The sequence below is a fragment of the Blautia sp. TM10-2 genome (assembly GCF_003480845.1).
In the GTDB taxonomy this organism is placed as follows: domain Bacteria; phylum Bacillota; class Clostridia; order Lachnospirales; family Lachnospiraceae; genus Fusicatenibacter; species Fusicatenibacter saccharivorans.
In genome coordinates this window covers 51454-74722 of sequence record NZ_QUJZ01000005.1, presented here as the reverse complement: position 1 = coordinate 74722, position 23269 = coordinate 51454, and the positions used below count along the sequence as shown (strand labels likewise).

At 49.8% G+C, this 23269-nt stretch carries 25 protein-coding genes and 2 tRNA genes; 2 read left to right on the top strand and 25 right to left on the bottom strand.

What is annotated here, in order from left to right; genetic code table 11:
* Window positions 1-11 precede the first annotated feature (11 nt).
* From rlmD to DXD92_RS06110, 23 genes are all read right to left on the bottom strand, one after another.
* The gene (gene rlmD, locus DXD92_RS06215; protein WP_118640282.1) at window positions 12-1682 is read right to left on the bottom strand and encodes a 23S rRNA (uracil(1939)-C(5))-methyltransferase RlmD; all 1671 of its coding nucleotides are present in this window, start codon (window positions 1680-1682) and stop codon (window positions 12-14) included.
* An 84-nt stretch (window positions 1683-1766) separates the two neighbouring features.
* A complete protein-coding gene (locus DXD92_RS06210; protein WP_055227097.1) occupies window positions 1767-1997 on the bottom strand; it encodes a hypothetical protein in 231 nt (76 codons plus the stop codon).
* A gap of 280 nt (window positions 1998-2277) precedes the next feature.
* Complete coding sequence (locus DXD92_RS06205; RefSeq protein WP_117509724.1) at window positions 2278-2886, bottom strand: YdcF family protein; 609 nt, start codon at window positions 2884-2886, stop codon at window positions 2278-2280.
* A gap of 6 nt (window positions 2887-2892) precedes the next feature.
* Window positions 2893-4026 (bottom strand): dTDP-4-amino-4,6-dideoxygalactose transaminase, encoded by a 1134-nt coding sequence (rffA, locus tag DXD92_RS06200; protein ID WP_117509725.1) that lies wholly within the window; start codon window positions 4024-4026, stop codon window positions 2893-2895.
* A 189-nt stretch (window positions 4027-4215) separates the two neighbouring features.
* Window positions 4216-4289, bottom strand: a tRNA-Met gene (locus tag DXD92_RS06195).
* A 33-nt stretch (window positions 4290-4322) separates the two neighbouring features.
* Window positions 4323-4395: transfer RNA gene (locus tag DXD92_RS06190), tRNA-Val, on the bottom strand.
* An 84-nt stretch (window positions 4396-4479) separates the two neighbouring features.
* A complete protein-coding gene (locus tag DXD92_RS18510) occupies window positions 4480-4647 on the bottom strand; it encodes a hypothetical protein (protein ID WP_158554991.1) in 168 nt (55 codons plus the stop codon).
* Window positions 4648-4826: 179 nt separating this feature from the next.
* Window positions 4827-6098 carry a phosphoribosylamine--glycine ligase gene (gene purD / locus DXD92_RS06180; protein ID WP_117509727.1) on the bottom strand — a complete coding sequence of 424 codons (1272 nt, stop codon included), beginning with the start codon at window positions 6096-6098 and terminating at the stop codon, window positions 4827-4829.
* A gap of 5 nt (window positions 6099-6103) precedes the next feature.
* Window positions 6104-6730 (bottom strand): phosphoribosylglycinamide formyltransferase, encoded by a 627-nt coding sequence (purN, locus tag DXD92_RS06175; RefSeq protein WP_022462015.1) that lies wholly within the window; start codon window positions 6728-6730, stop codon window positions 6104-6106.
* Window positions 6724-7749, bottom strand: coding sequence for a phosphoribosylformylglycinamidine cyclo-ligase (gene purM / locus DXD92_RS06170; protein ID WP_118640281.1), 1026 nt, complete (start codon window positions 7747-7749; stop codon window positions 6724-6726). Before purM ends, purN begins: the two co-directional genes overlap by 7 nt.
* Before the next feature lie 25 nt (window positions 7750-7774).
* A complete protein-coding gene (gene purE / locus DXD92_RS06165; RefSeq protein WP_022462013.1) occupies window positions 7775-8281 on the bottom strand; it encodes a 5-(carboxyamino)imidazole ribonucleotide mutase in 507 nt (168 codons plus the stop codon).
* Window positions 8282-8403: 122 nt separating this feature from the next.
* Entirely contained in the window at window positions 8404-10425 is a 2022-nt protein-coding gene (locus tag DXD92_RS06160) for an aminopeptidase (RefSeq protein ID WP_118640280.1), read from the bottom strand.
* A 66-nt stretch (window positions 10426-10491) separates the two neighbouring features.
* Window positions 10492-11103 carry an HD domain-containing protein gene (locus tag DXD92_RS06155; protein WP_117760545.1) on the bottom strand — a complete coding sequence of 204 codons (612 nt, stop codon included), beginning with the start codon at window positions 11101-11103 and terminating at the stop codon, window positions 10492-10494.
* Window positions 11104-11169: 66 nt separating this feature from the next.
* Window positions 11170-11487: a hypothetical protein gene (locus tag DXD92_RS06150; protein WP_022462010.1), complete on the bottom strand. Its 318-nt coding sequence runs from the start codon at window positions 11485-11487 to the stop codon at window positions 11170-11172.
* Window positions 11468-11944: a VanZ family protein gene (locus tag DXD92_RS06145; RefSeq protein WP_055221318.1), complete on the bottom strand. Its 477-nt coding sequence runs from the start codon at window positions 11942-11944 to the stop codon at window positions 11468-11470. The genes DXD92_RS06150 and DXD92_RS06145 overlap by 20 nt, the downstream gene beginning before the upstream one ends.
* Before the next feature lie 84 nt (window positions 11945-12028).
* Window positions 12029-12181, bottom strand: a complete 153-nt coding sequence (locus DXD92_RS18700; protein ID WP_055221261.1) for a hypothetical protein — start codon at window positions 12179-12181, stop codon at window positions 12029-12031.
* Between the two features lie 34 nt (window positions 12182-12215).
* The gene (gene pyrE / locus DXD92_RS06140) at window positions 12216-12893 is read right to left on the bottom strand and encodes an orotate phosphoribosyltransferase (RefSeq protein WP_022462007.1); all 678 of its coding nucleotides are present in this window, start codon (window positions 12891-12893) and stop codon (window positions 12216-12218) included.
* Window positions 12894-13110: 217 nt separating this feature from the next.
* Window positions 13111-14328 (bottom strand): iron-containing alcohol dehydrogenase, encoded by a 1218-nt coding sequence (locus DXD92_RS06135; RefSeq protein WP_055227104.1) that lies wholly within the window; start codon window positions 14326-14328, stop codon window positions 13111-13113.
* 228 nt (window positions 14329-14556) lie between these two features.
* Window positions 14557-15498, bottom strand: a complete 942-nt coding sequence (locus DXD92_RS06130; RefSeq protein ID WP_118640279.1) for a C40 family peptidase — start codon at window positions 15496-15498, stop codon at window positions 14557-14559.
* 295 nt (window positions 15499-15793) lie between these two features.
* Window positions 15794-16696 carry a dihydroorotate dehydrogenase gene (locus DXD92_RS06125; protein WP_117804316.1) on the bottom strand — a complete coding sequence of 301 codons (903 nt, stop codon included), beginning with the start codon at window positions 16694-16696 and terminating at the stop codon, window positions 15794-15796.
* Between the two features lie 24 nt (window positions 16697-16720).
* Window positions 16721-17491 carry a dihydroorotate dehydrogenase electron transfer subunit gene (locus DXD92_RS06120; protein ID WP_022461999.1) on the bottom strand — a complete coding sequence of 257 codons (771 nt, stop codon included), beginning with the start codon at window positions 17489-17491 and terminating at the stop codon, window positions 16721-16723.
* A gap of 107 nt (window positions 17492-17598) precedes the next feature.
* The gene (gene pyrF / locus DXD92_RS06115) at window positions 17599-18528 is read right to left on the bottom strand and encodes an orotidine-5'-phosphate decarboxylase (protein WP_022461998.1); all 930 of its coding nucleotides are present in this window, start codon (window positions 18526-18528) and stop codon (window positions 17599-17601) included.
* 37 nt (window positions 18529-18565) lie between these two features.
* Window positions 18566-19846 (bottom strand): dihydroorotase, encoded by a 1281-nt coding sequence (locus tag DXD92_RS06110; protein ID WP_022461997.1) that lies wholly within the window; start codon window positions 19844-19846, stop codon window positions 18566-18568.
* Window positions 19847-20160: 314 nt separating this feature from the next.
* On the opposite strand from DXD92_RS06110, the gene DXD92_RS06105 reads away from it, so the two are divergent.
* The gene (locus DXD92_RS06105; RefSeq protein ID WP_022461996.1) at window positions 20161-20361 is read left to right on the top strand and encodes a cold-shock protein; all 201 of its coding nucleotides are present in this window, start codon (window positions 20161-20163) and stop codon (window positions 20359-20361) included.
* Between the two features lie 388 nt (window positions 20362-20749).
* Here the strand turns inward: DXD92_RS06105 and DXD92_RS06100 are convergent, their stop codons facing one another.
* A complete protein-coding gene (locus DXD92_RS06100; RefSeq protein WP_117509733.1) occupies window positions 20750-21121 on the bottom strand; it encodes a hypothetical protein in 372 nt (123 codons plus the stop codon).
* Window positions 21122-21218: 97 nt separating this feature from the next.
* Window positions 21219-22058 (bottom strand): DegV family protein, encoded by an 840-nt coding sequence (locus DXD92_RS06095; protein WP_117804339.1) that lies wholly within the window; start codon window positions 22056-22058, stop codon window positions 21219-21221.
* A gap of 326 nt (window positions 22059-22384) precedes the next feature.
* Between DXD92_RS06095 and DXD92_RS06090 the strand changes: the two genes are divergently transcribed.
* Complete coding sequence (locus DXD92_RS06090; protein WP_022461993.1) at window positions 22385-23266, top strand: magnesium transporter CorA family protein; 882 nt, start codon at window positions 22385-22387, stop codon at window positions 23264-23266.
* The last annotated feature ends 3 nt before the right edge of the window (window positions 23267-23269 follow it).

Here is a 23269-nt window from a genome sequence, read left to right as displayed (position 1 = left end):
TTTACGGGATGTTATATCATCCCAAAATATTTGAATGCTTCTCGGATTGCTTTCTCTTTTTCCGGTGGACACAGAGGCTGTCTGGAATCTTCGGACTTCGGCAGATTGTAGTTCTTACCAACCTCAATCCCACATTTCCGCTTAATCTGTGAGATATACAGGTTTGATACCTTTAATCCGCTATGTTCCAGTACATAGTCCTTGATCTGCGTGTAGGTTGCCCCATCTTGAAATTCGGACATATCCATATCTTCTAAAGAGAACTCAACCCGAATCTTTTTCGAGTCGACCTCACCCTTGGAAAGCAAAACAACCGTCTCGCAGTGCACCGTTCCCGGAAACATATCAACACAGCAGACTTTTTCTACACGGTATCCATATTTTGCAAACTCTACCAGATCCCGCGCAAGAGAAGTCGGCTTGCAGGAGATGTAAAGCATTTTTTCACACCTATATAAATCAACTATCTTCGGCAGAGCCTTCGGATGGATTCCTTCGCGCGGTGGATCAAGAACGATGAAGTCCGGTTTTTCTTCGATTTCATCGATCACCTTCAGCACGTCTCCGGCGAGGAAACTGCAGTTGGTAAGGCCGTTTGCCTCTGCGTTCTCTTTTGCAGCTGTAACAGCTTCTTCCACGATTTCCACACCGATCACTTCTTTTGCGACCGGTGCAAGGATCTGGGCGATGGTTCCGGTTCCGCTGTAGAGGTCGAAGATCGTGCGGTCTTTCGTCTCGCCGACGAACTCGCGGGCGGTGCTGTAGAGAACTTCCGCGCCAAGGGAATTGGTCTGGAAGAAGGAGAACGGGGTGATCTTGAATTTCAGTCCGAGGAGTTCTTCATAGAAGTAGTCCTGTCCGTAGAGTACTTTTGTCTCATCGCTCTTTACAACATCTGCCAGGGAATCATTTATGATATGGAGGAATCCGACAACCTTTCCTTCCAGCGGCAGACCAAGCACTTCCTGCACGAGCGGCATCAGATCCCACTCTTCCTGGCTTGTGGTGACGAGATTTACCAGGATTTCTCCGGTATTCTCGGCTCTTCGCACCAGCAGGTGGCGCAGGTAACCCTCGTGGCTTATCTTGTGGTAGTAACTTGCGTTCCGCTCTTTAAAGTACGCCAGCACACAGGTCAGAATCTTTGTGAAATCCTCATGCACGATTTTGCAGTCGCACGCGGTCAGGACATCGTAGGTGCTTCCCTTTTTATGAAGTCCGAGAGACAACGGGCCGCCCTTGTATTCATCGCCGAAGGAAAACTCCATTTTATTCCGGTATGCAAACTCCTTCGGACTTCCCTTGATTCCAAGGAACGGATAATCGGCCTCCCCCGCCTCATTGACCTGGCCGGCCTCCACGAGGGCATCGTCGAGCAGTTTTTTCACCTGACCGGCCTTCATTGCAAGCTGATCCTCATAACTCATCGTCTGGTACATGCATCCGCCGCAGGACGGGAAAATACTGCAGACCGGATCGCGCTTTTCCATCGGGGATTTTTCTGTTACTTCGAGCAGGCGGCCCTCCATGCGGTTCTTTCTTTTTTTGTTGATCTGAAAGCGGATCTTCTGTCCCGGAATTGCATTTTTCACGGTAACCGTCTCGCCCTCCACATGTACACGTCCTTTATTCGGGAAATCGATTCTTTCCACGACTCCCTCGTAAATTTCTCCTTTTTTCATTCTCTTCTCCTTCTATGTCAAACTGATTTCCGGACAGAAAAACTCCGGTACCACGTTCCGGCACCGGAGTTTCTTTTTTCCATCCTACTTATCTTCGTCTTCATCCTCGAAGTAATCGTCGAAATCGTCATCGAAATCATCTTCGAAGTCTTCCAGATAATCCGGAGTTACAAACCGGTATACTGCGTATGCGATTCCTGCAACTGCCGCTACCGCTCCGACAATGGCAAGGACCCATAAAATCACGTTTTTCGGTTTTTCGCTCTCACGTTCTCTCTGTTTTAAAAGCTCTAATACTTCATCAATCTTATTCATACTGTCCACCAACCTTTGCTTTAGATTAGAAACTTAACTTAACGATAGTATACCATACGAGCCGCAATTTTACCACAATTTCCGCTCTTTTTTATAAATCTTTTCGTTTCAACTTACAGTCGGTATTTTCACGGAGTCTGACATGTCGAGAATAGTTCGACTGTGACTTTCCTCATGTCAGTGGAGGATACCGATTTCTCTCCGCCTACCACTGCTGTTATGTTTCTTTTAACAATTCATCCCACCGCTTTAGAAGCGGGGGACTTCTTGTCTACTGGTGTTAAAATTCAGAATCCGCCGGCAGTTCCCGCAGAATCTTGTGGAACTGACCGCCGCAGCGCTCCATTTCTCCTAACACCTGGTCGATCCATTCACCCTTTGTATGCCAGTTTTCTCTGGTGAACTCAATATCCGAAGGACAGACAAAAAACTCTGTCTCCGGGTAGACAAGCTGGTAATACAGAATACACCGTCTCGCATGGAGATTCCGGCAGCAGAGGATCGCTTTTTTTACCTCGATGCCCGCCGCATCTGTCACTTCCCGTGACCGCAGTGCATTTTCATACGTATACGTCGCCTGGTCTTCGCGCAGAATCGCTTTCTCCGGCACGCCGTTTTTCTGCAGTACCGTCCGCAGAAACTCCCACTCGGTTTCATAGTTCCCGCCGTACTGCTCCGCAAGATCCTGTACACCGGCGAAATGCCCGAGCACAGTACTGTATCTTCCCGACGGAAGCACATACGGCGCAAATCCTTCTTTCCAGAGTTCTGCCGCGTGCACCGCCATCTGCGGATATCCGTTTCCCGGCACAAAAATCACATCGGCTTTCTGCGGCTCATCCTTCACGAAAATATAGTCCGTAAAGTAGTTTAAAAACTTCTCATACATGAAATGTTACCACTCTTTAAAGTCCATGAGGCACTCTACGACATATGCCATATCCTGTTCAGACAGGCTGTAGAACATCGGCAGACGCATCAGGCGCTCGCTCTCTTTTGTTGTGTATTTGTCCTCTCCGTGGAAAACACCGAACTTCTGTCCGGCCGGGGAGGTATGGAGCGGAACGTAATGGAAGACACACATCACACCGCGCTCTTTCATATACTTGATCAGTTTTGTACGCACTTCCAGATTTCTTGCCTTGATGAAGTACATATGTGCATTATGTACACAGCCTTCCGGCACAACCGGCTGCTCGATCTTTCCGGCCTCAGCCAGCGGACGGAGCTGCTCATGGTAATAGTTGTAGATGGCCATCCGCTTTCTGTCGATTTTCTCATGTTCCTCGAGTTCTGCAAGCAGGTAAGCCGCATTCATATCACTCGGCAGATAGGAGGAGCCGTAGTCGATCCAGGTATATTTGTCGATCTGTCCGCGGAAAAACTTGCTGCGGTTCGTTCCCTTTTCACGAAGGATCTCTGCTTTTTCCAGATAATTCTCATCCTGGAACAGCAGCGCGCCGCCCTCTCCCATCGTATAGTTTTTCGTCTCATGGAAGCTGTAGCAGCCAAAATCGCCGATCGTTCCAAGGGCTTTTCCCTTGTAGTACGCGCTCACACCCTGTGCCGCATCCTCTACAACCTTCAGGTTATGGCGTTTTGCAATATCCATGATGGTATCCATTTCACAGGCAACGCCCGCATAGTGAACCGGAACAATCGCTTTTGTTTTTTCGGTGATGGCATCCTCAATCTTGGTCTCGTCGATGTTCATCGTATCCGGACGGATATCCACGTAGACGATTTTTGCTCCGCGCAGAACAAAGGCATCTGCAGTGGAAACAAACGTGTAGGACGGCATGATCACTTCGTCGCCCGGCCGAATCTCAGACAGGTAAGCTGCCATTTCCAGTGCATGGGTGCAGGATGTCGTAAGCATCGCATGTTTTACGTTGAAATTGTCCTGCATCCAGGCAGAACATTTCTTCGTAAAAGGACCGTCGCCGCACAGCTTGTTGTTTTCCTCTGCCGCCTGGCGGATGTATTCCAGTTCTGTTCCAATAAAAGGTGGTTTATTAAACTCTATCATTGTTTTTTCCTTATCTTTCTTCTATCCATTACTGTTTTATTTACTTTCAGAGCCCAAAACAAGCTCTTAGGTAGTCTTATTTTCTCACAAATCCCTGTGGATTTCAAGACACGATTTTGACATGACAGCCATATCATCATACTGTCCATAAAGCCAAAAGAACCCTTGATTTCTCAAGGGTTCCATAAGTAGCGAGAGGGGGATTCGAACCCTCGACACCGCGGGTATGAACCGCGTGCTCTAGCCAACTGAGCTATCTCGCCATATTCATTTTCAACACCGTTTTTCATAAAATATGGGGCCTATAGGGCTCGAACCTATGACCCTCTGCTTGTAAGGCAGATGCTCTCCCAGCTGAGCTAAGACCCCACATCAGTGTTTTGTCTGTCGGCTTTTTATCTGTATCACCAACCGACTTCGTTAGTATAGCATTCCACCCGCCAAATGTCAACACTAATTTTCAAATTTTTTCGATTTTTTCAACTTTTTCTCCCGCCACTCTTTCAGGTACTGCTCCTGTTCCAGATCTTCCCGTTCTTTCTCCCATCCTGCCGCCCGGCAGAGCGTCCATGCAAGCAGAAGAAATACGGCAAAAATCCCCGCCAGACAAACGATTCCCATCTTTTCCGACCGCCTTTCCTGTTCTGATTCTGCTAAAAAGCAAAGGATCTCCTTACTATTGTATCCGGAACGGCGGCGCTTTATTCCCTTTTCTGAATAAAAAGACAAAGCCGCCAGATTTCCCTTTCACCGGGATTCTGGCGGCTCCATTTTACTCAAAATTAAAATTCACATTCACGTTACGCTTCGTCAATCGCTTTTCCAATATCATGGCGGTAATATTTATTGTCAAAGTCAACCCATTCAACAGCCTTATATGCATTCGCACGTGCCTCTTTCAGGGTATCGCCAAGTGCTGTCACGCCGAGTACACGGCCTCCGTTCGTCACGATCTCGCCGTCCTTGAACTTCGTTCCGGCGTGGAAGCAGTAGTAGCCCTCATGCTCTTTGAACGTCTCGAGTCCGCGGATCGGGAATCCTTTTTCGTAGGAAACCGGATAACCGTTCGAAGCCAGTACGATGCAGACACACGCATTATCTGCAAACTGCAGGTCAATCTGGTCGAGAGTTCCGTCGATGCAGGCTTCAAATACATCAATGATGTCTGTCTTCATACGAGGAAGCACAACCTGTGCCTCCGGATCGCCGAAGCGGGCATTGTACTCGAGCACCTTCGGTCCGTCCGGTGTCAGCATCAGTCCGAAGAAGATAACTCCCTTAAACGGTCTTCCCTCGGCTGCCATCGCATCTACGGTCGGCTGATAGATATATTTCTTACAGAACTTATCCACTTCTTCGGTATAAAACGGACTCGGGGAGAAGTTGCCCATACCGCCGGTGTTCAGGCCGGTGTCGCCGTCTCCTGCTCTCTTGTGATCCTGTGCGGAACTCATCGTCTTGATCGTCTTTCCATCCACAAAGGAGAGAACGGAAACCTCACGCCCCGTCATAAACTCCTCGATGACCATCTCGTTTCCGGCACTGCCGAATTTCTTGTCGAGCATGATCGTCTTGACGCCCTCTTTTGCTTCCTCTAAGGTGTTGCAGATCAGAACGCCTTTTCCAAGCGCCAGACCGTCGGCTTTCAGTACGATCGGGAATTTTGCGGTTTCCAGATACTTCTCTGCCGCCTCCGGATCGGAGAATGTCTCGTATGCCGCCGTCGGGATATGGTATTTTTTCATCAGGTCTTTGGAGAACGCTTTCGATCCTTCCAGTATTGCCGCATTCTTTCTTGGTCCGAATACGCGCAGTCCCTCTGCCTCAAACGCATCGACAACACCGCCGACCAGCGGATCATCCATGCCGATGACGGTCAGGTCAATCTCTTTTTCTTTCGCAAAAGCAACGAGCTTGTCAAACTCCATCGCTGCAATATCGACACACTCTGCGTACTCCGCAATTCCTGCGTTTCCAGGAGCGCAGTAAATCTTGTCTACCTTCGGGCTCTGTGCCACCTTCCAGGCAATCGCATGCTCTCTTCCGCCGCTTCCTACAATCAGTACTTTCATCGCTCTTACTCCTTTATCTTTACGTGTCCGTCTTCTACCGTTACCTTTCCATTTGCAATCAGATCAATCGCACGCGGCATGATGACCCACTCGGCCTCTTCCATGACGCGCTGCTGCAGTGCCTTCGGTGTATCGCCCTCGTGCACTTCGACTGCCTTCTGCAGAATAATCGGGCCGGTGTCTGTTCCGCCGTCCACAAAATGAACCGTCGCTCCCGTCACTTTGACGCCGCGGGATAATACGCCCTCGTGCACTTTCAGTCCGTAATAGCCCGTTCCGCAGAACGACGGAATGAGGGACGGATGAATGTTGATGATCTTATTCGGATAAGCATCCACAATGCTCTGCGGGATCACAACCAGGCATCCTGCGAGCACAACGAGATCGACGTTGTACGACTGCAGTTTCGCCAGCAGTGCCTCGTTGAATGCTTCTCTCGATGCAAAGGTCTTCGGGGAAAGGCATACCGCATCAATCTCCTTCTTTTTCGCACGCTCCAGCGCATACGCTCCTGCATTGTTGCTGATGACAACGGAAACCTCCGCGTTTGTGATGGTTCCCTCGTCAATCGCATCCAGAATCGCCTGCAGGTTCGTGCCGCCGCCGGAGACGAGAACTGCTAATCTTAGCATAACTGTACTCCTTTTTCTCCGTTTTCAATGTGGCCGATCACATATGGCGTATCTCCTGTGGAACGGATGGCTTTCATCGCTGCGTCTACATCTTCCGGATCAACAGCCAGTACCATACCGATACCCATGTTGAAGGTGTTGTACATCATCTGCTCGTCGATATTGCCTTTCTTTGCCATCAGATCAAAGATCGGCGGTACGGTGTAGCTGTCTTTCTGTACAACGGCTACGGTGTTGTCTTTGAGCATACGCGGAATATTCTCGTAGAAGCCGCCTCCGGTGATGTGGCTGCATGCTTTTACGGTTACACCGGCATCTTTGATGGCGCGGAGTGCTTTTACGTAGATACGGGTCGGTGCAAGCAGGGTCTCGCCGAGGGTTGCGCCGAGCTCATCATAGTATGTATTTAAAGAATCTTTTGTCATATCGAAAACTTTGCGGACAAGAGAAAATCCGTTGCTGTGAACGCCGGTGGAAGCCATGCCGATCAGTACGTCTCCGGCTGCCAGATTTTCACCGGTAATCATGTCTTTCTTGTCACATACGCCGACAGCAAAACCTGCCAGATCGTACTCATCCTCCGGCATCAGGCCCGGATGCTCTGCGGTCTCACCGCCGATCAGTGCCGCATCGGACTGCAGACAGCCTTCTGCAACGCCTTTTACGATCGAAGCGATCTTCTCCGGATAGTTCTTTCCGCATGCGATGTAGTCGAGGAAGAACAGCGGTTCTCCGCCGGCACATGCAATATCGTTCACACACATGGCAACGGCATCAATGCCGATGGTGTCGTGTTTATCAAGAATCATGGCGAGCTTCACCTTGGTTCCGCATCCGTCTGTACCGGAAAGCAGCACCGGCTCTTCCATTTCTTTGATTTTTGCCAGGGAAAAAGCGCCGGAAAAACCGCCAAGGCCGCCCAGCACCTCCGGGCGCATGGTTTTCTTTACGTGCCCTTTCATTAATTCTACTGATTTGTATCCAGCTTCAATATCTACTCCTGCGTTCTTGTAATCCATGGTGAACCTCCCTTGTCCTTTGTTTTTATTTACTGTAGTTACGGTATCCTGTTTCCTGCAGTTTTGCGTCTTTTGCCTCAACCTGCTCTTTCATTTCCTGTGTATATGCTTTCAGTTTTGCAAGCAGTTCCGGATCGGAAGTTGCAAGAATCTTTGCTGCCAGGATTCCGGCATTGGCACCGCCATTGATGGCAACGGTTGCTACCGGAATGCCGCTCGGCATCTGTACGATGGAGTACAGGGAATCACGACCTCCAAGCGATGTGGTATGCATCGGAATTCCGATGACCGGCATTGGGAAAATAGCTGCGCACATACCCGGCAGATGAGCTGCCATACCTGCGCCTGCAATGATAACCTTGAAGCCTTTCTCCTCTGCGGTTTTTGCATATTCGAAAAATACATCCGGCTCGCGGTGTGCGGAGATGATTTTCATCTCGTACTCAATTCCAAATTTTTCCAGCATGTCGGCTGCTTTGCTCATTACCGGCATATCAGAGTCGCTGCCCATCACAATTCCTACTTTAGCCATGTTGTTCTCCTTTTCTGATTAACTGTTCTAAGCGTTATTCATTAGTTATGCTTATATTTATGTTTTAATCATTCAGTTCTGCTTATAATATACTAAGCAGGCGCAGAAATGTCAACCCATAATCAGCCAAAAGGTTCATTTAATTCTTCCGTTCCCGGCAGGACGAAGCGTCCGTCCTCAATGAGAGGGATCGTCGTTTCGTCTGCTTTTTCGACCGCAACCGACTGCAGTTCGCGGTACGGAATCGTGATGTCCGTGTGGCATCCGAAGTATGCTTTCGACGGATCTTCTTTCCGTTTTGCCGAAACCTCGTTCTCGCGCGCGATTACTTCTTTTCCGTCCGGGTTGTACATCGGGCTGTCCTCCGCCCAGGCGTAGCAGGTGTCGCCCATCGCAAAATGCGGGCCCATCTTCTCTGCGATCAGGATCGGCAGTTTTCCGGCGATGCCGTACTGCTCTGCCATCACGTACGCCATCGTGTTCGTTCCGATGGCAAACTCACCGATCGGCAGCGTCCTGTGGTGATACAGCAGGTTTTCTTCTATATAAGTACGATTGTCCTCTTCTTTTTCGAAGTTTGCGCAGTCATACGCGGTGATCATGCCGTCGGTCAGCGTCAGGCAGAGATCGCGGTAATACAGCTCGTTCAGGTAGACCCCCGTCACATGGAGCACGCCTGTCGTGCCGGTAAGACTCGGGGAAGTAAAGACCTCTCCGACCGGAATATTGCAGTCGGCAACACAGTTCTCAAAATTCGTCTCTTTCGCAGGATCGTTCAGATGATGCAGCATCACGCGCAGATCCGTTCTGTTCTCTCCTTTTCCAAGCACATGCACGGAAACACCCTCGTCGAGCGCATCGATCAGGTACTGCTGGATGCGCTGGTATTTTTCGTAATCGAGCGTGTTGATCTTTACGATCTCACGGAAAATTTTTTCGTAGCGCGGATCGATCTCCGGCATCGGGTAGGCGATGATCGTGTAGCCGTACTCGTCATCCTTGATATAGCGGTTTACAATCTGGCCCGCCTCGTTCTGGAAACCGACACGGAGCTTTTGCTGGCGCTCGTTTAAGTGCAGTGCCTGTTTTTTATTTACTGGCTCAAACGGAACTTCGCCGAAGGTTTCCACCACGGCAGGGCCGGCATAGCCGTCCGCCAGTTCTTTGTACTCGTCGTATTTCACCTGCATCGCGCGGAGCCGTCTCTTCACGAGATCCTCGTTGAGATACAGCGCCTCATCGTTCCGGTGATCGTAGTCATACTGCTTATTCGCAGACGCACCGGCAACCCACGTTCTCCGCGCGCCGCGGGAAATCACCGGCTCGAGTCCCATCTCGCGGAACTGTAATATTGCCGCACGGATCATGCGCTCAAAACCGATGTGGAAGCGGATGCTGACTGTCTTCTTTTTCGACAGATCTTTTCGCGCCACGAGAAAGCACTTGCGGAAGCCTTCTGTGTAGGTGCGTGCCATCGCGTCGATTTCTTCCTGGCTGAACGTATTTAAAAAGCGGGCTGTACCCTTCTCATTTTCGGTGATATATTCGCCGTACTGGTACAGATACCGCAGATCCGTCAGATCAGATTCCATCACAATATCCTTCACAAAGTGCAGCGACGGGTCGACGATTTCGCGCACCTGGTATTCCTGGCGCTCCTCGGCGTAATCGCTCACATACCAATAAATGCTCTCTTTTACATACTGCGCGGACGGCAGCGTCTCCTCCTCGAACATCGCATACAACTCGAGATACAGCTCCATCGCCGCAGTCAGCTCCAGCAGGCGGTCCTCATAGACCCAGACAACAGCATTTCCCAGCTCCCGGTACAGGCAGCAGAGGCTCCTTCCATGCGTTTCACCAAGTGCCCGCACGGCAAACGCCGGGTTTCCGTAGGAGGTCTCATACCGCTCCCCGATCACATCTTCATACGGCTCGCGGTTAAAAACAGCCAGCTCTTCCTCGGATGCTGTTTTTAGATATCCTTCTGCGATTCTGCTCCGGATCTGGTCCATTTTGCAGAGGTACTGTGCCATCTGTGCAAAAAAATCACGGTACGGCTGCGGAACGCTTTTTTCCGCCGGAATCTGGCGGATCCGCTCAATTGCAAGCGCATACCGCTCGTTTAATAATTCATCCGTCATAAAAAATCCCTTTCTGTTTCTCTTTAACTGTTACGAGGGGCAGATCTGCCCCTCATTCTTCTTAACTTATTCCTGTTTTTCTTCCCGGTCGTCAATAATTTTTCCATCCCGGATACTCTGTTCGAGAATCTCTTCCATATAACTCCAGATCTCCTCGGAGCCGGTCGCCGTCTTCTCGTTTCGTTTTAACGGCTGGGAAATCCGCACATTGTGGCTGGTCCAGTCTTTTCCATCGTTCTCATGATTTAAAAGCAGCGGCTGGAAATTGTCCATCACATGAGCAAAGCGCGCTTCCGGTGTCTCATACGCTTCGAACTCGAGCCAGAGATCCATCAGCATTTTTCCCTGATCCTCCGGCAGCAGGCCGTAGATGCGCTCGGCCGCTTTGTGTTCTCTCTCGTCTTTTGTTTTGTTTGCCTCCGCGTCGTACGCATACGTGTCGCCTGCATCAATCTCCACGAGGTCGTGGATCAGCAGCATGAGCATCGTTCTGCCGATGTCGATTTTCTCATTCGAATATTCCTGCAGCAGAAATGCCATCACCGCCATGTGCCATGCGTGCTCCGCGTCGTCCTCCTGGCGCGAATAGCCGCGGATGTGCGTCTGGCGCAGGATCTGTTTTTCTTTATCAATCTCCAGAATAAAATTCAGCTGTTTTTCAAAACGTTCGCGATCCATCTTTTTCCCCTTTTCTTTTATATGTACTCCCGGAGTCTTTCTGTGCTTGATTTTACGAGAGTACATTTATCTCACACCGATCAGAAACAGTGCCAGCCATGCGACCAGCATGCCGCCGCTCGTAATCGAGCCGAGAACCGACATTCTGTGGCTGACCTGTTCTTCTTTAAAGCTCTTCATTCCCACATAGAAGCCGTATCCCGACAGAAGGAATGAGAACAGTCCCGCTGCTCCGAGAAAAATGCCTCCGTTTCCGCGGAATGCAAACGATACGACCGAAGCCAGCAGAAACAGAAAGACCGAAGCACCTGCCATATAGAGAGCTTCCTTTCCGCCTTCCGACGGCTTCCGGACAAAATTGTAATTATACTTCTTCCTCGCCATATTTCCATCTCCTGAATTTATTGCAGATCAGGAATGCGCCGCAGCCGATCATGGCTCCAAGCGTATTCAGCATCAGATCATCTACATCAAAGCAGCCCACCTTCGTGATGAGCTGAATCGTCTCCACGCAGAGGCTGAACATAAAACCAAGAAGCGATACTTTCCAGAAACTCTCCATTTTTTTGTGCATCACCGGAACGATAAAGCCGAACGGCAGAAAACCGATCACATTGCCCGCCAGATTTAAAAATGCGGCAAGGAATCCCACCTTTTCGCGGTAAATCCAGAACCGTCTGATTTCCTGAAACGGCACCAGATTGTAACGGTAATCCAGTTCAAAAAAGTTTCTTCTCCCGTATTCTTCTGCAAAAAACAGAAAATAAACGAGCGCAAGAAGATACACCAGAAATAAAATCCGTCCCACAACGCGGATTCTGGCTTTCGTCTCCTGCTTCATCTTCGTTTCCCCTTTCTGCGTGGTATCAGAAACGCCGGAATACCTCTTCGGCGCATGCGCTTCCAAAATATTCCGGCATTTTTCTTAAAACATAATTTCCCCGCGTCGTTTCAGCAGGCCTGCTCCGCTTACGATCATCAGGACACCGGTTGCTACCCCTACCACAACCAGTACTGCGCCCATGGCGATATTTCCGCCGCCGACACGTCCCATGGTTTTATAGATTTTTTCATTCATCGTGCAAAACTCCTTTTTTCAAGTGTACCACGTCTTATTTGACACCGTACTCCTCATAATAAGCATCAATGGCAGCCTTCATCTTGTCATCGATCTGGATTTTGCCCTGGCATGGACGGTTGTACAGATAGGTGATGACATCCTCCATGGTTACAATGGCATTTGCCGGGAAGCCATAGGTTTCCTGGATTTCCTCAAGTGCGCTCTTGTCGCCTTTTCCGCGCTCCATACGGTTTAAGGATACCATCAGACCTTTGATCTCCACATTGCCCTGTGCCTGGATGATCGGGAACGTCTCCTCGATGGATTTTCCGGAGGTGGTAACATCCTCGATGATGACAACGCGGTCGCCGTCTTTAATTTTGCTTCCAAGCAGCAGTCCTGCATCTCCGCCGTGGTCTTTTGCTTCTTTCCGGTTGGAGCAGTAACGTACTTCCACACCGTAGAGATCATGAATCGCAATGGCGGTTACAACGCTGAGCGGGATTCCTTTGTAGGCCGGTCCAAACAGAACGTCGAAATCCAGTCCATAATTGTCATGGATTGCTTTTGCATAATACTCGCCGAGACGTTTTAACTGGCTTCCGGTTACGTAAGCGCCCGCATTCATGAAGAACGGGGATTTTCTTCCGCTTTTCAGAGTAAACTCTCCAAATTTTAATACCTGGCTCTCGACCATGAACTCGATAAACTCCTGCTTGTACTGTTCCATCTTTTTTCCTCCATATTTTCAGGGGAAGGCATCTTTTTTCGCAATGCCGCCCGTTTTTACTTCTATTCTTTTCTATACTACCATAAACGCCTCTGTTTTTCCAGTCCAGACACAGGATTTCGCATAAAAAACATAAAATCCACACAAATAAATTTCATTCTCTGACGCAAAAAATCCCTCCGCCCAGAGAACGGAGGGATTTCGATATGTTTTCTTTTTAGAAATCTACTTCTGTATCATAGTAGCAGCATTTCAGCAGTTTTTCCATCTCTTCAACAGATGGCTGTCTCGGGTTGGATCCGGTGCAGGCATCGGCGATGGCATTTACAGCGATGTCGTGCAGTCTCTCCAGGAATACGTCTTCCGGAACGAAGCCCTGCTCGGTCGGATAGCTGTCTTTTCCGTAGTTCTTGATGCAGTGCGGAATGTTCAGTTTGTCGTTCATGCCGCGCAGATAGTCAATGAGGAGTTTTACTTTCTCTTCCGTTGTCTCGCCGCCAAGTTTCATCTCGTCAGCGATCACTGCATAACGTTTTGCTGCAGTCTCGTCTTTTGCGTTGAACGCGATAACCTTCGGCAGGTACATAGCGTTTGCTGCGCCGTGGATCAGGTGAGCGCCGTAATCAGCGAATGCTGCGCCTGTTTTATGTGCCATGGAGTGAACAATACCAAGAAGTGCATTGGAGAATGCCATACCAGCGAGGCACTGTGCGTTGTGCATGCTGTCACGTTTTGCCATATCTCCGTTGTAGGAATCTACCAGGTCTGCCTGAATCATCTTGATTGCATACAGTGCCAGCGGATCGGTGAAGTCACAGTTCGCGGTGGAAACGTATGCCTCGATTGCATGGGTCATAGCGTCCATACCGGTGTGAGCAACTAACTTTTGCGGCATCGTCTCTGCCAGATCCGGATCTACGATTGCAACGTCCGGCGTGATTTCGAAGTCTGCCAGCGGGTATTTGATACCTTTTTCATAGTCTGTGATAACTGCGAACGCGGTTACCTCGGTTGCTGTTCCGGATGTAGAAGAAATTGCACAGAAATGAGCTTTTCTGCGGAGTTTCGGCATTCCGAATACCTTGCACATTTCTTCGAAGGTGATGTCTGGATACTCGTATTTGATCCACATTGCTTTTGCTGCGTCGATCGGAGATCCGCCGCCCATTGCTACGATCCAGTCCGGCTGGAACTCTTCCATCGCTTTTGCTCCGCGCATAACAGTCTCGACTGACGGGTCAGACTCGATTCCCTCAAAAAGCTGTACTTCCATGCCGGCTTCTTTCAGGTAGTCTACTGCGCGATCCAGGAAACCGAAACGTTTCATGGAGCCGCCGCCTACACAGACGATTGCACGTTTTCCTTCGAATGTTTTCAGTGCCTCTAAAGCACCCTTTCCGTGGTATAAATCCCTTGGTAATGTAAATCTTGCCATTGTTCAGAACCCCTTTCTTGTTTTGCTTCTGATGGACAGCTCCGGCAGATCAGATCAGCAGAATTTCTGTTTTTCCTACTCTCTGTTTGAGCCGCCTTTTGTCTTTTGTTTTCGACTTTGTTATTATTATAACAAACTTTTTCAGGGATTTCCAATACAAAAATGATATTTCCTGATGTCAATTATATATGTCTTATTTACTCCCGTGCCGCCCGTGATGCCTGTTTTTCACGGTACATCGCTCTTTTCCTCCAGCTTTCCGCTTCCAGATATTTCACGAAAAACACTCCCAACCACTTTCAACGCCTCCGCCAGATCCTCCCGAAAATCCTCATCCCCTCTCCGCAGACTATTCACCCTGCACCCAAACACCCTCTCATGCCCCGTACAGTGCAGATACCTGCCGTCCCCCAGATACATCCCCACATGCCCCCTCCAGAACAGCAGATCCCCGGCCTTCGCCCGTTCCTCCACCAGACACATCTCCTCCCCTTCTCTCCAGATCGCTTTCATCGGATACCCTTCCTTGATATCCGCATCCCGCCAAATCAAAACCCCATTCATCAAATACACCATAAACACCACACCCGAACAGTCAATCCCATCCGCCGCCTTCCCGCCCCACCGGTACTGGCATCCAAGATACCCCTTCGCACACTCCACAACCTTCCTCCGAAACTTCTCTTCCGACCACCCCTCCGGAATCCCCTGCTCCACAAAAAACCTCTCTTCCGATTTTCCCCACAAAAACCGATCCGAATCCAGTCTTTTTCTTAATGCCACCTCCGGCACAAACCCACTGATCCCATTCGCCAGTTTCACCCTGCAATACCCATTCTCCGTCTCCTCCATTTTCTCCACAAAACACCCCCGTCCCAGCGTCTCCAACATCCGCGCCTGCACCCGCGCTCCCCTCATCACATCCGCAAACCCGCGTGTCACCACATACGTATTCCCTGCCTTTTCCCTCCCCTCCATCCACTCCCGGCTTTTCTCTTCAATCAAATTCCTCTCCATCCACCCCCGATACCCATAATGCGTCCAAACCTCAATCCACTCCCCCTCATCTTCCCACATCACGCTCCATCCAAAAAACACCTCATCCACCACATCAACCCCATTCTCCTCATACAAAAACGCCCGCTTCACTTTAATGATCCCATACTTCATCTCACATACCACCTTCCATTTTCTATATACTATGCACCCACCACAACACTCTCACGCCGATCCGCCCCCGGCGGATCCAGACCTACTTCGTTTCAGCTCCACACAACCAGACCTCACTGGAATTTGCGCCTGCCGTGTGGCGGGCATAGAAAAAGAGGGCAGAAACTATGAGCCCGGAACAGGTGCAGGAAAATGGGATGGTTCCCGTTTCCCTGTACCCATTCTGAGCCACAGTTCCGCCCTCTTTTTCTCGCCCGCCGCACCGCAGATGCGAAGCCGCTCGAGGCCGTCCGTCTTATCTCACCGCCCCGATCAGCGAATTAATATCGTCAACCTTATGCCTTCTCATATACTCTTCGATACCGCGAACCGTTTCAACAGTCGCATACGGATTAAAGAAATTCGCCGTCCCAATCGAAACCGCCGTAGCCCCCGCCAGAATAAACTCCAGCGCATCCTCCGCCGACGCAATACCGCCCATACCAATAATCGGCACTTTCACTGCCTGCGCCACCTGATACACCATCCGCACCGCAATCGGCTTCACCGCCGGCCCCGACATACCGCCAGTCTTATTCGCAATCGCAAACTTCTGCCGTTCAATATCAATCTTCATCCCAGTAAGCGTATTGATCAGCGACAGCACATCCGCCCCGCCGGCTTCCGCAGCCCGCGCCATCTCCGTAATATCCGTCACATTCGGGCTCAATTTCATAATAATCGGCTGCTTCGCATATTTTTTAACTTCTCTGGTGATCGCCTCCACCGCCTTCGGATCCTGTCCAAACGCAATACCGCCCTCCTTCACATTCGGGCACGAAATATTAATCTCCAGCAGATCCACCGGCTCCGAAGTCAATCGCTCCACAACCTCACAGTAATCCTCCGTCGTCCGTCCACACACATTCACCACAATCTTCGTGTCAAACTGTTTCAAAAACGGAATATCCCTCTCACAGAACACATCAACACCAGGATTCTGCAGCCCGATCGCATTCAGCATTCCGCCGTAAACCTCCGCAATACGCGGCGTCGGATTCCCCGGCCACGGCACATTCGCAACACCCTTCGTCACAACCGCGCCAAGCTCCTTCAAATCCACAAACTCACTGTACTCCGCGCCGGAGCCAAACGTACCAGATGCCGTCATAACCGGATTCTTCAGTTCCACACCCGCCAGATTCACACTTGTCTTCATCGCTTTTTCTCCTCCTCGCGTCACTTACAGCTCAATTTCCGTACTTAAAAAGACAGGTCCGTCCTTGCAGATCCGCTTGTTGTGCACATGTGAATGACCATCCACCTCAGTCGACTGGCAGACACACGCAAGACATGCGCCAACGCCGCACGCCATCTTCTCTTCCATCGAAATCCAGCATGGAATTCCCTTTTCCAGACCGTACGCCTTAATCGCACGCAGCATCGGAGCCGGACCGCAGGCAAAAATTACATCTGCTTCCAGATGATCCTCGCGCACCGCATCCATCACATTGCCCTTCACACCGGCACTTCCGTCCTCCGTTGCAATATGAAGATCGCCTGCCGCAGCAAACTCCTCATTTAAGAACAACTCATCGCGGTAACCACAGCAGATGATCGTGTCCGTTCCAAGATCCTTCGCCGTCTGCAGCATCGGCGGAACACCGATACCGCCGCCCATCAGCATCACACGTTTTCCCTTACCTTCCTCGATCGGGAATCCATTTCCAAGCGGCCCTAAAATATCAACCTCATCCCCCGCTTTCAGATGCGAAAACTCCTCCGTTCCTGCACCTGCCACACGGTAGACAATCCGAAGTCTTCCTCCCTCTCGGTCGATCTCACAAAGAGAAATCGGACGCGGCAGAAGACGGCTGCCGTCCTTCGAAAACAGAGAAATAAACTGGCCGGCCTTCGCCTCTTTCGCAATCACTTTCGTGGAAATCCACATGCTGTAAATTCCTTTTGCAATGCACTCCTGACTTTCCACAGTACAGCATTCCTTGATTTTCATAAGCTGAACACTCCTTTTATTTTCTTGAATCGGCGAAAAGCCCAAAATATCCTCCGGCGGACATAACATCTACCCGGCAGACCTTCTGAGCTTTTCACCCTGTATTCTTATTTTGCAGCAGCAAGCGCCCCGCTGATATCCTCAACCATATCCTTTACAGCTGCTCTCGAAGCATCCGCAAAGTTCTCAGTGCCAAACTCGGCATATTTTTCCTGTTTGTAAGCAGCGATAATACCTCTCGAAGAGTTTACGATTGCACCCAGTCCGTCCTCATTGAAGAAGTGAACGAGGTCTTTTCCTTTTCCGCCCTGTGCACCGTAGCCCGGTACCAGGATGTAGGATTTCGGCATTACCTTACGCAGCACCTTGCCCATCTCCGGGTACGTAGCGCCGACAACAGCTCCCACATAGCTGTAATCATCGCCCATGTGCTCCTCGCCCCACGCGGCAACCTGCTCGCCGACCCACTCATACAGCGGACGTCCGTCGATGATGCGGTCCTGGAACTCGCCGCTGGACGGGTTCGAGGTTTTTACCAGAACAAAGATACCTTTTTTCTCCTCTTTGCAGACCTTGATGAACGGTTTTACGCCGTCAGATCCAAGATACGGATTGACAGTTGCAAAATCCTCATGGAATCCGGCATAGGATTTGCTTCCCACCTGCACGTGGCCGAGGTGGCCGACTGCATACGCCTCAGAAGTAGAACCGATATCGCCTCGTTTGATATCGCCGATGACAACGAGACCCTTTTCCTGGCAGTAGGAAACGGTCTTCTCATACGCTGCCATTCCCGGAACGCCGAACTGCTCATACATGGCAACCTGCGGTTTTACAGCCGGAATCAAATCGTATGTTGCGTCGACAATCGCTTTATTGAACTGCCAAACGGCCTCTGCAGCTCCTTCGAGTGTCTCTCCGTACTCGGCAAATGCCTTTTTCTGTACGTGCTCCGGCACATAGTTCAGCATCGGGTCCAGACCTACGACGATCGGTGCATTTGTTTTTTTAATGTTTGCAATCAGTTTGTTAATCATCTGCTTACTCTCCCTCTTCTGTCTTTTCTTATAGAAATTACTCAGCTTCGTATACAATCTTGCCGCCGCATACGGTAGCCATAACTTTTCCTTTGACTTTCTTACCGCCGAACGGAGTGTTTTTGCCCTTGGAAACAAACTCCTTCGGATCGATCACATACTCTGCTTCCGGATCGATGACAACCACATCGGCGTCCATGCCAGGTGCAAGAGAACCTTTCTTGTCCAGGTGCAGGATTTTTGCCGGATTGTAGCTCATCTTCTCCGCCATCTGCATCGGGGTGATGATCTCGGTATCCACAAGTTCGGTGATGGTAAGAGCCACGCTCGTCTCCAGTCCGACGATGCCGAACGGAGCTTTCTTGAAGGACTCCTGTTTCTCGGTCAGCGCATGCGGTGCATGATCGGTGCTGATGACATCGAAGACATCGTCTTTCAGACCCTGGCGCAGTGCCTCGAGATCCTCTTTCGTACGGAGCGGCGGATTCATCTTGTAGTTGGTGTCGCCCTTTACGATGTCGTCGCTGCAGAGGGTAAAGTGATGCGGGCAGACCTCGGCGGAAATCGAAACGCCGGCCTTTCTCGCCTCACGCACCATATCCACGCTCTCTTTGGTCGAGCAGTGACACAGATGCAGGTGTGCACCTGTCTCTGCGGCAAGTACGATATCTCTTGCAACAATCGTGTTCTCTACGGAGTTTGTGATGCCCGGCAGATGCCACTCTCTCGAGTTTGCATCCTCATTCATGCAGCCGCCGTTTACGAGGTTCTTGTCCTCGCAGTGAGCCAGCACCGGAATGTTTTTCTCTGCGGCAATCTCCATTGCCTCTTTGTAGAGCAGCGCGTTCATAACGGATTTTCCGTCCTCGCTGATCGCCGGGATGCCGGCTTTTACCATGCCCTCGATATCGGCGAGCTCTTCACCCTTCTGTCCTACTGTGATGGCGCCTGCCTGCAGTACATTAATCGGAGAAAAACGGTCTGCTTTGATCGTTACATAGTTGACGCGGTCCGGGCTGTCGATGACCGGTTTTGTATTCGGCATCGCTACCAGCGTTGTCACGCCTCCTTTTGCTGCTGCTTTCGAACCGCTTTCAATATCTTCTTTATATGTCTGCCCCGGGTCGCGGAGATGTACATGCATATCGATGATGCCAGGCATTACATAGCAGCCTTTTGCATCTATTACCTGCGCATCTTTTACGCGGATTCCTTTTTCAACCCGTGTAATAACGCCGTTTTCGATCAGAACATCACTGATTTCGTCTTTTTGGGTGGCCGGGTCGATGACCTGTCCATTTTTGATTAAGATACTCATCTTACGTTCTCTGATCCTTTCTTTTCTTCTGGCCGTCGTCCGACCATTTATTCCTTTTTATAATACACGAAATCTTTCCTGAAATAAAGAGTTTTTTCTTGACTTTTTTGATTTGCAAGATTATAATGGTCTCAATCGAGAAGATGTTGAGATGTAATACGTGGTCACTAGCTATTAGAGATTATATTAGCATTCACCTTCAATATAATCTGTAATAGCTAGTGAATTTTTTTATCAAAAGTTCACTCGCTTATGGGGGAACATATGCATTCCCACATCATGCTTATTTTTTAATTTTATGGAGGTAACTCACAATGAACAAGGGAACAGTGAAATGGTTTAACGCAGAGAAGGGCTATGGCTTCATCACAGGCGAAGACGGAAACGATGTATTCGTACATTTCTCCGCTATCCAGGGTGAAGGATTCAAAACTCTTGACGAAGGTCAGGCGGTTACTTACGATCTTACCGAGGGTGCTCGCGGAATGCAGGCTTCCAACGTTGTTAAATGCTAATTAACCATAAGCGAAAGGCCGGGGGATGTATGTCCTCCGGTTTTTTAATTTACGCGGGCAACGAGCCAAAGTCCATGCCTGCACGAGACCTTGGCGACTGCCGCGATAACTTGAGAAACTCGCGGAGCGTGTTTCTCATAGTTTTTTCTATAGCAAGACCCGAAAATAATGCAAAAAAGGCAGTGCTGCAGAGCGCGAATTGCAAGGAACAGATTTGAAGGCGTACTGGGGTACGACGAAAATCTGTGACGCAGTAATTCACGCTCTGCGGTGCTGAATTTTTTGCATTATTTTCGGGGATTGCTATAAATCTCTATAACAAAAGCGCTTATCACTCCGGGATTTTCCCGTCTGTGGTAAGCGCTTTTACTTTCTTTAACAATTCTGCTTATTCCGCTGTACTTTCGCTGATGGAATCTGCTGTGCTGTCACTTGCCGTATCTGCTGTGCTGTCCGAAGATGTATCGGAAGCATCAGAGCTGTCGCTGGTGTCATCTGCACTGCTGTCGCTGGATGTGTTGGTCTCGCTCAGATAATTCTGAATATCCGTCACGTTCATCGTTGTGGTTTCTGTCGTGCGGTTCGCCTTTTTCTCTGCTACCGAGTTCTGGTAAACAGCAACGGAGAACCAGCCGATCAGGGTAGCCAGCACAACGACGAAAGCGGTAACTTCCAGTCTCGTGATCCATCTTTCACGTCTCATGATTTTCTCACGGTTCGCTTTTTCCTTTTTATAGCGGTCAACTTTTTCCTGACTCATGGTTCTACTTCTCCTTTGATTTCTAAAAAGTGCTCGGCGGCACTTTCAAACATGTTGAAAATTATACTACATTTTCAACAAAAAGGGAAGAGAAAAGTTATAATGCAATGATAATTCCGCCGTCATTTGCATACATACTGCTGACGCCCTGGGTATCGAGTACGAAGACATCCTGTACCGCAAGGCGCTCCAGAAGGGCTTCTTTTACCATCTCGGCGCGCTCCGGGCAGTTGCAATGAGAGATGGCAAGCGTTTTGTTTTCTACATGCTGTGCGTCATTTACAATGGCATCGACCATTTTCATCAGTGCTTTGTTGATGCCGCGCGCCTGATCGAGCTGAACGATATCGCCCTCCGGTGTGGCGCCCATGACCGGTTTGATTTTAAGGGCGGATGCAACGAGTGCTTTCGCCTTGGAAAGACGGCCGTTTTTCCGCAGAGTTTCGAGATTTTCCAGCACGAAATAGGTGTTCTGTGTGCTGATATAGAGTTCTACTGTCTCTACGACGCGCTCAAAGCTCATGCCGGCTTCCTCGCACTCCACGATTTTTTTCACGATCAGGGTCTCTCCTATCGATGCGCTTCTGGAATTGAATACGTGAATCTTCAGATCCTCGTTCTCCTCCTGCGCCAGGTTTGCACCGAGCACTGCGCTGTTATAGGAACCGCTGAGCTGTGCGGAAAGTGTGACCGCGTAGCACCGTTCTGCTCCGTTCAGAAAAGATTTCCGGAAATAATCCGGCGACGGGCAGGCGGATTTCGGGCACTCCGGACATTCCGCTACTCTCTTTAAAAAATATTTCTGGTCGAATGTCTCGTCATCCAGAATGGATTCTCCGCCGACTTCCAGGGTCAGCGGTGCAATTTCAATATTTCCTCTTTTTTTCATATCTGCTGTCAGTTCACAGCAGCTGTCTGCAACAATGTGAAAACTCATATATTTTGTCCCTCCAAACTTGATTCCGCTTTTTCTCACTGCGGATGTTTCGTATTTCCAATCACCGCTCTTTTTCAAACCTTCCTGAACTAGGGACGAATTCGACACAGTGAATTTTTTGATATTTTGTCATGTAGTTTTGATAACTACATTTTATCATAACACACTTAGTGCTCCATTGCAAAAAGTTTTTTCCCAATAAAAGTTTTTCCGTTAAAAGTTTTTTCCTTTTCTTGTCGCACTCCCCTTTTTGCGGTATACTACGGTCATACGGCTTTTTTGTTTATGGATATTTTTCCATTGCTTATTTTCAGGAGGTGGTACGTATGGAATGGACTTTTTCGGATTCGGTCCGGCTTTCCCTGCTTTCGTTTTCGGAAGCTTCCAAAGCCTGCGCGGCGCTGCCCGGATTTTCTCTTTTCCGGCGCAGTCTGCAGCCGGAGCGCATCGAATACTGCCGCGCAGAGCTGCTGCCTGACTGCCTGGTCGGATCGCTTGCCGTCCCGGACAAGACGCATCCGCTTCACCTTGCATTCTCGCTTGCGTTTTATCTCGACCGGGGGCAGCTTATTCTGGCAGCCGACGAACAGACACTTCCGGCTTTGCAGAGCCTCCTCTTCCCGGAAGAACCGCTCGATACTTCCGATGTCTTCCACCTGTTTTTCTCGTTTCTGGAATCGCTGATCCAGGAGGATATGCTCTATCTGCAGAATTTTGAGAAGCGCCTCGCGACAATCGAGGAGTCTCTTCTCGACACTCTGCCAAAAGAGCTGCAGCGGACCCTGATCACGATTCGTCGGGAGCTGCTCGTGTTCCATGCCTATTACCAGCAGCTTCTCGACATGTGCGAAATACTCTCCGAGGACGAAAATCACTTTCTTCCCCCGGAATGCGCCCGTCAGTTTTCGCGCCTTGGAAACCGCGTGGACCGTTTGTACGACCACACCCAGATGCTGCGGGAGTACGCCCTGCAGATCCGCGAGATGCAGCAGGCGCAGATCGACCTGCGTCAGAACGATACGATGCGGATTCTGACGGTCGTCTCGACGATCTTTTTCCCGCTTTCCCTGATCGCCGGCTGGTACGGCATGAATTTTACGCATATGCCTGAGCTTTCTGCCCCGTATGCGTACTTCATCCTGATCGGCGTCTGTATTCTCATTGTTGCTGTTGAAATTTGGTATTTTAAAAAGAAAGGCTGGTTTTAACTA

Coding starts and splice junctions, on each gene's coding strand:
- rlmD (WP_118640282.1), bottom strand. CDS start 1,682: ATGAAAAAAGGAGAAATTTACGAGGGAGTCGTGGAAAGAATCGATTTC.
- DXD92_RS06210 (WP_055227097.1), bottom strand. CDS start 1,997: ATGAATAAGATTGATGAAGTATTAGAGCTTTTAAAACAGAGAGAACGT.
- DXD92_RS06205 (WP_117509724.1), bottom strand. CDS start 2,886: ATGTATGAGAAGTTTTTAAACTACTTTACGGACTATATTTTCGTGAAG.
- rffA (WP_117509725.1), bottom strand. CDS start 4,026: ATGATAGAGTTTAATAAACCACCTTTTATTGGAACAGAACTGGAATAC.
- DXD92_RS18510 (WP_158554991.1), bottom strand. CDS start 4,647: ATGGGAATCGTTTGTCTGGCGGGGATTTTTGCCGTATTTCTTCTGCTT.
- purD (WP_117509727.1), bottom strand. CDS start 6,098: ATGAAAGTACTGATTGTAGGAAGCGGCGGAAGAGAGCATGCGATTGCC.
- purN (WP_022462015.1), bottom strand. CDS start 6,730: ATGCTAAGATTAGCAGTTCTCGTCTCCGGCGGCGGCACGAACCTGCAG.
- purM (WP_118640281.1), bottom strand. CDS start 7,749: ATGGATTACAAGAACGCAGGAGTAGATATTGAAGCTGGATACAAATCA.
- purE (WP_022462013.1), bottom strand. CDS start 8,281: ATGGCTAAAGTAGGAATTGTGATGGGCAGCGACTCTGATATGCCGGTA.
- DXD92_RS06160 (WP_118640280.1), bottom strand. CDS start 10,425: ATGACGGATGAATTATTAAACGAGCGGTATGCGCTTGCAATTGAGCGG.
- DXD92_RS06155 (WP_117760545.1), bottom strand. CDS start 11,103: ATGGATCGCGAACGTTTTGAAAAACAGCTGAATTTTATTCTGGAGATT.
- DXD92_RS06150 (WP_022462010.1), bottom strand. CDS start 11,487: ATGGCGAGGAAGAAGTATAATTACAATTTTGTCCGGAAGCCGTCGGAA.
- DXD92_RS06145 (WP_055221318.1), bottom strand. CDS start 11,944: ATGAAGCAGGAGACGAAAGCCAGAATCCGCGTTGTGGGACGGATTTTA.
- DXD92_RS18700 (WP_055221261.1), bottom strand. CDS start 12,181: ATGAATGAAAAAATCTATAAAACCATGGGACGTGTCGGCGGCGGAAAT.
- pyrE (WP_022462007.1), bottom strand. CDS start 12,893: ATGGAACAGTACAAGCAGGAGTTTATCGAGTTCATGGTCGAGAGCCAG.
- DXD92_RS06135 (WP_055227104.1), bottom strand. CDS start 14,328: ATGGCAAGATTTACATTACCAAGGGATTTATACCACGGAAAGGGTGCT.
- DXD92_RS06130 (WP_118640279.1), bottom strand. CDS start 15,498: ATGAAGTATGGGATCATTAAAGTGAAGCGGGCGTTTTTGTATGAGGAG.
- DXD92_RS06125 (WP_117804316.1), bottom strand. CDS start 16,696: ATGAAGACAAGTGTGAATCTGGCGGGTGTGGAACTGAAGAATCCGGTT.
- DXD92_RS06120 (WP_022461999.1), bottom strand. CDS start 17,491: ATGAAAATCAAGGAATGCTGTACTGTGGAAAGTCAGGAGTGCATTGCA.
- pyrF (WP_022461998.1), bottom strand. CDS start 18,528: ATGATTAACAAACTGATTGCAAACATTAAAAAAACAAATGCACCGATC.
- DXD92_RS06110 (WP_022461997.1), bottom strand. CDS start 19,846: ATGAGTATCTTAATCAAAAATGGACAGGTCATCGACCCGGCCACCCAA.
- DXD92_RS06105 (WP_022461996.1), top strand. CDS start 20,161: ATGAACAAGGGAACAGTGAAATGGTTTAACGCAGAGAAGGGCTATGGC.
- DXD92_RS06100 (WP_117509733.1), bottom strand. CDS start 21,121: ATGAGTCAGGAAAAAGTTGACCGCTATAAAAAGGAAAAAGCGAACCGT.
- DXD92_RS06095 (WP_117804339.1), bottom strand. CDS start 22,058: ATGAGTTTTCACATTGTTGCAGACAGCTGCTGTGAACTGACAGCAGAT.
- DXD92_RS06090 (WP_022461993.1), top strand. CDS start 22,385: ATGGAATGGACTTTTTCGGATTCGGTCCGGCTTTCCCTGCTTTCGTTT.